1 pseudogene is annotated in these 1506 nt (G+C 63.4%); it reads right to left on the bottom strand.

Going from position 1 to position 1506, the window contains the following annotated elements:
- Nucleotides 1-1385: pseudogene (locus ACRXB1_RS35890) on the bottom strand (AMP-binding protein); the annotation flags it as partial.
- Nucleotides 1386-1506: the final 121 nt, after the last annotated feature.

The raw sequence follows: 1506 nt of genomic DNA, 5'->3' as shown, positions 1-1506 counted from the left end.
TCCCCATGCGCGAGCGCCCACTCGGCGAGTTGCGTCGCGCAACCCGGCGGCACATACGTCATGGTCACGCCTTCGCGCATCATCATCTTGCAGGTTAGCGCTGGCGGCCACAGGGTATCCGCGGTGACCGCGACCGCCGCGCCCGACATGTACTGCGAGAACCAACCTTCATGCGAGCCGTCGAAGTTGACGGACTGGAACAGCAGGAAAACGTCGTCTTCGCCCGCTCCGTAACGCTTCGCAATCGCCGCGCAATGCAACGCGAACGAGCCGTGATCGACGATCACGCCCTTGGGCTTGCCCGTCGATCCGGATGTATAGATCACGTAGGCCGCTTGCGTCGGTGCAACGGATGGCAGCGCAGTGCTGTCATCGTGGAAGAGGCTTTCGTCATCGACCAGCCAGACGCGGACACGCTCCGAGACAGGCAGCGCGGACAGACTTGCACGCTCGGTGATGATGTGGACGATCTGCGCATCGTCGAGAATTTGCGCGAGGCGTTCGCGCGGATGACTCGGGTCGAGCGGCACGAACGCACCGCCCGATTTCAGGGCGGCGATCAAACCGACAGGCAGGTCCACCGAGCGGCTGAGCGCCACACCTACACGCATTTCGGCGCTTACGCCTGCAGCAACGAGGCGCTGCGCAAGCTGCGTTGCGCGCGTGTTCACTTCGCCGCGCGTGAGCGAACGCTGCATGTCTGCCACGCCGCGCGCCTCGGGTCTCGCGCACGCGTGGTCGGCTATGCGTTCATGCACCGGCTTGAACCCGTCGTCTTCGGGCGGATTGTGGTTCCAGGCATCGAGCTGGATGCGTTCGGCAAGCGGCAGCCATTGCAGATCGCCAATCGCAACATCCGGCGTGTCGAGCGCATTCGACAGCAACTCCATGAAACGCTGCGCGAGACGATCGATGGCATCGGCTTCGAACAGATCGAGCGCGTACAGGAAAGAGGCGTCGATGGCACCGTCGTCGCGGAGCTCGAAGTTGAGCGTCAGGTCGAATTTTGCGAACGGCGTGCCGGAGGGCAACTCGGTTACGCGAACATCGGCGAACGACGGAAGCGGACGGCGCGCCCCGAACGCGGCCATGACCTGGAACAGCGGGTGGTGGCTCGCACTGCGCGCAACGCCCGTTGCCTCGACCACTTGCTCGAAGGGCACGTCCTGATGCGCCTGTGCATCGACAAGACTTTGCGCCGTTGCATCGATGAGTGTCCCGAAACTTTGCGTGGCATCGATGCGCGTTGCAACCGTCAGCGTGTTCACGAAGAAGCCGATCAGACCCGCTGTCTCGGCACGTTCCCGATTCGCGGCGGGCACGCCGATGTAGATATGCGGTTCGCCGGACGCGCGCGCGAGCAGTGCATTGAGCGTCGCCAAGACTTTGCGCCGTTGCATCGATGAGTGTCCCGAAACTTTGCGTGGCATCGATGCGCGTTGCAACCGTCAGCGTGTTCACGAAGAAGCCGATCAGACCCGCTGTCTCGGCACGTTCCCGATTCGC

The sequence above is a fragment of the Caballeronia sp. M23-90 genome (genome assembly GCF_053574605.1).
The sequence above is the reverse complement of the archived record's forward strand: the minus strand, read 5'-3'. Positions and strand labels throughout refer to the sequence as shown.